The sequence below is a fragment of the Roseateles sp. P5_B10 genome, from assembly GCF_056400485.1.
This window is the reverse complement of record NZ_JBFULE010000210.1, coordinates 1-7497: the sequence shown is the minus strand read 5'-3', so window position 1 is coordinate 7497 and position 7497 is coordinate 1. Positions and strand designations below refer to the sequence as shown.

Genomic DNA, 7497 nt, shown 5'->3' with positions numbered 1-7497 from the left:
CGTGCTTCCCTGCGCGAGGATTACCTCAATCAGGTTCAAAGGGACTGTCTCAGTCGATGGCRCCAGGCCATCAACACCCCTAGCGAAGACGCGCCACACGGGGCGGCGCGCGGGTCGGATTCTATGGGTTACGGAGCGTTCCGGCCTTCGCGCTTGGCGACTTGGCCTGGCTCGCTGCAGATCTGCAGTGGTGATGCATGCAAGTCATGGCTTGCAAAGTTCTGATATTTATAGAAAATGCAAGCTATGACTGGCAGTGTTCGACTTCCCGCCGAACTTGGCGAACTGCTGCAGCAGCGGCGCGAAGCCCTGGGCCTGAGTAAGAAGGCCGTGGCCGAGCGAGCGGGGCGGGTGCGTGAAGTGATCTACCGCCTGGAGGGCGGCGAGGAGGCCTCCGTGTCGTCGCTGTTCGACGTGTTGCGCTCGCTGAACCTGGCCATGCGCCTGGAGCCGGTGGGCCTGCCGACGATGGAGGAAGTGGCTGCGGCCTTCAACAAGGATGACGATGCTGCCTGAGCGCATCGCGCAGCTCGATGTGTCCATCGGGTCGCGCGTGGGTGCGGGCCAGTTGCTCAAGGCGTCGACTTACGAGTTCCGGTACCTGGAGGCGTCCGCCGAGCAGCCGTCCGTCGCGCTGCTGATGCCGGCGGCGGTCAGGCTCACGTGGACGGACGGCGACCTCTTCCCGCCCATGGACCAGAACCTGCCCGAGGGCGATCTGTTCATGCGCATCCGGGCGTTGTTCCCGAAGCAGCAGACCACAGCCATGCACATGCTCGCCCTCATCGGCGACAACGGCATTGGTCGCCTCGGCTATCGCATCCCGGGTGCTGACGCGCCGCAGCCAGCGGTGCCGCTGAGCAAGGAGAGCCTACTTGGCATGGCCTACTCGCCCCAGGTGTTCAACGACCTGGTGGCGGCCTATCTGAGCACCGGCGCGGGCATTGCCGGCATGCAGCCCAAGATCATGGTGCCCGAGGTGCGGATTGCGGTGCCTATTCCGACGCTCATCGTGAAGGCAGCGAGCGAGGCCTATCCCGGTCTGGCGGCCAACGAATACCTGTGCCTGCGTGCAGCCAACCTGGGCGGCATCCCTACGCCGGTGTTTGACCTGTCGCACGACGGCCAGATGCTGGTGCTGGAGCGCTTCGACACCCTCCTGAAGACAGATGGAACGGTGGAGCGCCTCGGCTTCGAAGACATCGCAGCGCTATCCGGCCAGCGCGTGCGCGACACACTCTCCGACCGCAAATACCACGGCAGCTACGAGCGCATCGCGGGGCTGCTGAGGCAGTTGCAACTGCCGCAAGCCGACCTCGACCGCTTCTTCGAGCAGGTCGCTTTCTCCGTCATGGTCCGCAATGGCGACGCGCATCTGAAGAACTTTGGCCTGCTGTACCGCTCATCCAGCGACATCTGGCTGGCGCCGATGTTCGATGTCGTCACAACGGCCATCTACCGCTACACGCAGTACGCCGGCGGCCCCGAGCTTGAGGACCGGACGCTGGCGCTCAAGCTCTTTGCTGGCAAGCACACGAGCAAGGCCTATCCGACGACTCAGGAACTGCTCGCCTTTGGCACCAAGGTTTGCAATGTGAAGGCGCCGGCCACCGTGCTTCAACGCCTGGCGCAGGGCATGCAGCAGGCGCTGCAGGAAGCGAAGTCCGATGAACGCATCCCGCGTGAGCTGCTGTCGCGCATGCGGGAGGTCTGGGAGTCAGGGCTGGCCTATGGCGATGCCGAAACGGCAAAGCCGCGCAGGCCGCATTGAGGCTCTCGCCAGGCTTGCGCAATGGCGTCGCAGCAAGGCGCAAAGGTGAAGACAGTAGCAGCGCTACGGCTAGCCTTTGCAACGCCGCTGTGGCGTCATTTCGCAGGTCCGATGCCTTCAGTCGAAGACCGGTGACTCCACGCCCAATACCTTGTGCAGCTTGGGGCTGGTCGTCGTGTACTGCAKGTGGATGCGCTTGTCCGGGAACACATACGGTGCTGCGCCGAATGCCGCCAGCGCGGTTTCGTGGAAGCCGCTCAGGATGAGCTTCTTCTTGCCCGGGTAGGTGTTGACGTCGCCGACGGCAAAGATGCCCGGCACGCTGGTCTCGAACTTCTCGGTGTCGACAACGATCTGCTTGCGCTCCAGCGCCAGGCCCCACTCGGCGATGGGGCCGAGCTTCGGTGACAGGCCAAAGAAGGCCAGCACCTGGTCGCAGGGCACGACGCGCGTGATGCCGTCGTTGCCGGTGATCTTGACGCCGGTCAATTGCCCGTTCGCTTCGTCAATGCCGGTGGCCTGGCCGACGATGAACTGCATCTCCATTGCGTCGCAGAGTTCGCGCATCTTGGCCACGCTGGCTGGCGCGGCGCGGAACTCGTCGCGACGGTGCACGAGGATGACGCTCTCAGCCTTGTGCGGGTTGCCGTCGGGATTGGCGGCGCAGAAGTTCAGCGCCCAATCCAGGGCCGAATCGCCGCCGCCGATGATGAGCAGGTTCTTGCCGGCGAACTGGTTCGGTGCCTTGACGCGGTAGTGGACCTGCGTGCCCTCGTAGGGCTCGACGCCGTCGACCTTCAGCGTGCGCGGCTGAAAGCTGCCGACGCCGCCAGCGATGAAGACGGCCTTGGCCAGCAGCTGCGTGCCTTTGCTGGTCTCGATCAGAAAGCGGCCATCGTCCTGCTTTTGCACGACGGTGACTTCCTGGCCCAGGTGGAAGGTCGCGCCGAAGGGCTGGATCTGCCTGAGCAGGTTATCGGTCAGTTCCTTGCCGGTGCACACGGGCACGGCCGGGATGTCGTAGATGGGCTTGTCGGGATAGAGCTCGATGCACTGGCCGCCGGGATAGGCCAGGCTGTCGATGATGTGGGCCTTGATCTCCAGCAGGCCGAGTTCGAAGACCTGGAAGAGGCCGACCGGCCCGGCGCCGACGATGACGGCGTCCGTCTGAATCGCATCGGGCCTGATCTGTACTGCTGCCTGCATGAGGAGAGAAGAAAGCTCAGCGGATCAGCTCGGGCAGCTTGCCCGTCTTGTCTTTCCACTCGTCGGCATCCGGCAGCGCCGGCTTACGCTTGGTGATGCTGGGCCAGCCCTTGGCGAGGTCGGCATTGATCTTGATCATGTGGATCTGATCACCCGGCACATCCTCTTCCGGCAGGATCGCGTTGACCGGGCATTCGGGGATGCAGACGGCGCAGTCGATGCACTCATCGGGGTCGATGGTGAGGAAGTTCGGGCCTTCGCGGAAGCAGTCGACCGGGCAGACGTCGACGCAGTCGGTGTATTTGCAGCGGATGCAGGCTTCGGTGACGACGTGGGTCATGAGCGGCTCTGGGAAGTAAGGGGCGCCCCGATGGGCAATGATTCGGGCGAAACGACGATTTTAAGGTCGGCGTGGTTTTGATCCTGCGCGTGGACGCGGCTGGCTCCTGTCCCGACCGTGACGACCGTGGGGCGGCCGCGGTGCAGCAGGGCCGCGTGGGCGAGGTCAGCCAGCGCGTGCTCGCTGGTGATGGCATCGGCACAGCCGGCACGGCTGACGACCAGCGTCGGCGTGTCCGGCGCCCAGCCGGCGGCCAGCAACTGGCGGCCAAGCGCGGCCAACTGGCGGCCGGCCATGTAGAAGACCTCGGTGTCGGCGCTTTGCGCGGCATGCRGTTCGCCGGCCTCGGTCATCGCCGTCGTCAGCGACACGCTGCGGCCTCGGCCGCGGCGGGTCAGCGGGCGTTGTGCCTGGGCGGCGGCGGCAAGAGCCGCGGTCACGCCAGGGACGACTTCGCTGGCAATGCCCGCCTCGGCCAACGCGATGAGTTCTTCCTCCAGGCGGCCGAAGACGCTGGCGTCGCCGCCCTTCAGTCGCACGACGAGAGCGTGCTCCCGCGCGGCCTTGACCAGCAGCGCATTGATCTCGGTCTGCTTGGCCGAATGCTCGAAGCCGCGCTTTCCGACCGAGATCCACTTGGCTTGCGGCGCAAGATCGCGCAGGGCCGGGTCGGCCAGCGCATCGGCCAGCACGATATCGGCCTGCGACAGCGCCCGCGCGCCGCGCAGCGTGATCAGGTCGGCGGCGCCGGGGCCGGCGCTGACGAAGATCACACGGCCGCTAGACATCACCAGGCCTCTTCCGCCGGAGCGGCTTGCACGTCTACCAGCAGCGCGCCGCTGGTGCGGTGGCTGGCGGGGTCGACGACGATCAGCGCGCCGCCGACGCGGTTGTCCACGAAGGGCTCGACGGGCAGCTCGTGCTGCACTTCCATCTGCACACGGCCGATGGTGTTGACGGGCAGTTCGTGGGCGTCCTGCGGCGTCAGCGTGTTGATGTCCAGCACCGAGTCGATGGCCGAGATGCGCGCCTGCACCCAACGGTTGCCGTGGCGCACCCAGTACTTGCGGCCAGGCTTGGCGGCCTCGGTGTCCAGCCAGGCCAGCGTTGCAGAGAAGTTCTTGGTGACCGCAGCGCTGCCCGGCGTGACGATCCAGTCGCCGCGGCTGACGTCGAGTTGGCGGTCCAGCACCAGGCCGGCCGAGTCGCCGGCTTCGGCGCTGGGCACGGCCTCGCCGGCCAGGCGGACTTCGGACACGACCGCCGTCTGCTTCGACGGCAGCACCTCGATGGTGTCGCCCGCCTTGACGGCACCGTGGGCGATGCGGCCCCACAGCACGCGTGGCTGCACGCCGGTGCCCTTGGATTGGTAGGCGTCCTTCTGCACGTATTGCACGGGCAGGCTCAGCGGCGCGTCGGCGCGCTCGCTCAGCGTGGGCAGGCGCTCCAGCACCTGCAGCAGGCTCTCGCCGTTCCACCAGGGCGCATCCAGCGGCTGGGTGACGTTGTCGCCACGCAGGGCGCTCACCGGCACGGTGGCGGCCACGTTCAGGCCAGCGGCGGCAGCGAACTTGTCGAGCGCCGTCTTGACCTTGGCAAAGCCCGCGCCGGCGTCTTCCAGCGCATCGATTTTGTTGATGGCGAAGACGATGCTGGGCACGCGCAGCAACTGGGCCAGCAGCGAGTGGCGGCGTGTCTGCGGCAGCAGCGTCACTTCGGCTTCAGTCAGGTCGAGCTTGGTGATGTCCACCAGCACGACGGCGGCGTCGGAGCCGGCGGCGGCCGTGACCATGTTGCGCGTGTACTGCTCATGGCCGGGGGCATCGGCAATGAYGAACTTGCGCGTCTTGGTCGCGAAGTAGCGGTAGGCCACGTCGATGGTGATGCCTTGCTCGCGCTCGGCCTCCAGGCCGTCGGTCAGCAGGCTGAGGTCGATGGGGCGGCCGGCGGCGCGGCGCTCGAGCGTGTCGAGCTGGTCGGCCAGGATGGCCTGGCCATCGAACAGCAGGCGGCCGATCAGCGTGGACTTGCCGTCGTCAACGGAGCCCGCCGTGAGGAATCGCAGCGCCTTCATCGCGCGGCCCGCCCGGCCGCCCGAAGGGCCGCGACGCCCCCTCGGGGGGCAGTGAACAAAGTGAACGTGGGGGCGGTCATTAAAAGTACCCTTCCTTTTTGCGCTTCTCCATGGAAGCCTCACTGGTGCGGTCGTCCATGCGCGTGGCGCCGCGTTCGCTGACGGTGACGGTCAGCGTCTCGGCCACGACCTCGCTCGCGTTGGCGGCGGGGCTCTCGACCGGGCAGGTGCAGGTCATGTCGCCCACGGTGCGGAAGCGCACGGTGGCGGTCTCGACGGTCTCGCCTTCTTCCGGCGGCGTCACGTCGGTCAGCGGCACCAGCAGGCCCTTGCGGCGGATGACCTGACGCTCGTGCGCGAAGTACATCTGCGGCAGCGGGATGTTCTCGCGGGCGATGTAGAGCCACACGTCCAGTTCGGTCCAGTTGCTGATGGGGAAGCAGCGGAAATGCTCGCCCGGGCGGATGCGCGTGTTGAACAGCGTCCACAGCTCGGGGCGCTGCTCCTTGGGCTGCCATTGGCCGAAGCTGTCGCGATGGCTGAAGATGCGCTCCTTGGCGCGCGCCTTCTCCTCGTCGCGCCGTGCGCCGCCGATCAGGCAGTCGAACTTGTGCTCCTCGATGGTCTCCAGCAGCGTCACCGTCTGGTGGCCGTTGCGGCTTTCCAGCGGGTGGGAGAGCCGAATCGTGCCCTTGGCCATCGAGTCTTCGAGGTGACCAACAACCAGGCGCTCGCCCATGTCGGCGACGCGCTGGTCACGGAAGGTGATGACTTCGGGGAAGTTGTGGCCCGTGTCGATATGCACCAGCGGGAAGGGCAGACTGCCCGAGTAGCCACTCGGGTGGGCCGCGTTCTTCATCTTGAAGGCCTTCTCGGCCAGACGCAGCACGACGCAGCTGTCCTTGCCGCCCGAGAAGAGCAGGGCGGGGCGCTCGAAGCTGGCGGCCACTTCGCGCAGGATGAAGATGGCTTCCTCTTCCAGCGCATCCAGGTGGGCGTGGTCGACGTCGGCGATGAGTTGTTCGGGTTTCACAGCAGCATTCATGATTTGGCGTGCAAGCCGCATTCCTTGGTGGAGTCTTCCCACCACCAGCGGCCCGCTCTGAAGTCTTCACCGACCGCAATGGCGCGCGTGCAGGGTGCGCAGCCGATCGAGGGCATGAACTGGTCATGCAGCGGGTTGTACGGAACCTCGTATTTTTGAACATACGCCCAGACCTCGGCCCAGGTCCAGTCGGCGATGGGGCTGATCTTGCGGCGGTTGTTGCCGTCGTCCTCGTCAAAGGCCACGTCACCGCGGGCACCGCTCTGCTCGCGGCGCAGGCCGGTGATCCAGGCCGAACGGCCCTTCAGCATGCGGCCCAGCGGCTCCATCTTGCGCAGGCCGCAGCAGGCTTTGCGCAGCTCGATGCTCTTGTACATCGCCTCCTCGCCCTCCTTGCGGACGAACTGGATGACGGCGTCGGCCGCCGGCTTGAAGACCTCGACCTCGCGGCCATAGCGTTCCCGGATGCGCGGGATCAGCGCCAGCGTCTCGGCGTGCAGCTTGCCCGTGTCCAGCGTGGCGATGGCGATGGGCAGCTGGGTGCGGGCGATCAGGTCGGTGATGACCATGTCTTCCACGCCCAGGCTGCTGCTCTGCACGAGGCTGTCGCCATGCTCAATGCTGGCGTCACGCAAGCGCTGCAGGGCGGCCTCGATCTTGGCGTCCAGCGCCGGCGTCCATTTGGCGTAGAGGCCAATCGCATTGCCGGCCGCAGGCGCGGCGGCCCAGGGCAGGCTGCTGACTTCGGTGTTCACGCCGCACTCCGCAGGAACCAGGGGCGCGTCTCGCCGACATCACCCTGGTAGAAGCCCACCGGCGCGAACAGGTCCAAGGCCTTCTGTGCGGCGGCCTGGGATTGGTCGCCGCGCATGACGGCTTCGTCGAAACCGGTGCGGGTCAACAACTGCATCATGTCGACCAGCACTTCGCCGCGAGCACGGATGGCGCCCTTGAACTTGTAGCGGCTGCGCAGGATGTGGGCCTGGCTGTAGGCGCGGCCATCGGTCCACTTCGGGAAGTCGAGCACGACGACGGCGATGCGGGCCAGGTCGGGAGCGAGC

General features: G+C 66.4%; 9 protein-coding genes. 2 read left to right on the top strand and 7 right to left on the bottom strand.

Annotation, left to right across the window (positions count from 1 at the left end):
• The first annotated feature begins 246 nt into the window (after positions 1–246).
• Together AC1DU6_RS14525 and AC1DU6_RS14520 are read left to right on the top strand one after the other, a co-directional pair.
• A complete protein-coding gene (locus AC1DU6_RS14525; RefSeq protein ID WP_457325114.1) occupies positions 247–516 on the top strand; it encodes a helix-turn-helix domain-containing protein in 270 nt (89 codons plus the stop codon).
• Positions 506–1771, top strand: a complete 1266-nt coding sequence (locus tag AC1DU6_RS14520; protein WP_477857909.1) for a type II toxin-antitoxin system HipA family toxin — start codon at positions 506–508, stop codon at positions 1769–1771. The genes AC1DU6_RS14525 and AC1DU6_RS14520 overlap by 11 nt, the downstream gene beginning before the upstream one ends.
• A gap of 117 nt (positions 1772–1888) precedes the next feature.
• On the opposite strand, the gene AC1DU6_RS14515 is transcribed toward AC1DU6_RS14520, so the two are convergent.
• From AC1DU6_RS14515 to AC1DU6_RS14485, 7 genes are all read right to left on the bottom strand, one after another.
• Positions 1889–2977 (bottom strand): NAD(P)/FAD-dependent oxidoreductase, encoded by a 1089-nt coding sequence (locus AC1DU6_RS14515; protein WP_477857907.1) that lies wholly within the window; start codon positions 2975–2977, stop codon positions 1889–1891.
• 16 nt (positions 2978–2993) lie between these two features.
• Positions 2994–3317, bottom strand: a complete 324-nt coding sequence (gene fdxA, locus AC1DU6_RS14510) for a ferredoxin FdxA (protein WP_056194839.1) — start codon at positions 3315–3317, stop codon at positions 2994–2996.
• On the bottom strand, positions 3314–4105 hold the full coding sequence (cobA, locus tag AC1DU6_RS14505) for a uroporphyrinogen-III C-methyltransferase (RefSeq protein WP_477857905.1): 792 nt from the start codon (positions 4103–4105) through the stop codon (positions 3314–3316). The genes fdxA and cobA overlap by 4 nt, the downstream gene beginning before the upstream one ends.
• Complete coding sequence (locus tag AC1DU6_RS14500; RefSeq protein ID WP_477857904.1) at positions 4105–5391, bottom strand: sulfate adenylyltransferase subunit 1; 1287 nt, start codon at positions 5389–5391, stop codon at positions 4105–4107. The genes cobA and AC1DU6_RS14500 overlap by 1 nt, the downstream gene beginning before the upstream one ends.
• Before the next feature lie 79 nt (positions 5392–5470).
• Entirely contained in the window at positions 5471–6436 is a 966-nt protein-coding gene (gene cysD, locus AC1DU6_RS14495; protein WP_056194845.1) for a sulfate adenylyltransferase subunit CysD, read from the bottom strand.
• Positions 6433–7191: a phosphoadenylyl-sulfate reductase gene (locus AC1DU6_RS14490; protein ID WP_457446504.1), complete on the bottom strand. Its 759-nt coding sequence runs from the start codon at positions 7189–7191 to the stop codon at positions 6433–6435. Before AC1DU6_RS14490 ends, cysD begins: the two co-directional genes overlap by 4 nt.
• A partial coding sequence (locus AC1DU6_RS14485; protein ID WP_477857902.1) for a DUF934 domain-containing protein occupies positions 7188–7497 on the bottom strand: 310 nt, incomplete at its 5' end. The genes AC1DU6_RS14485 and AC1DU6_RS14490, both read right to left, overlap by 4 nt.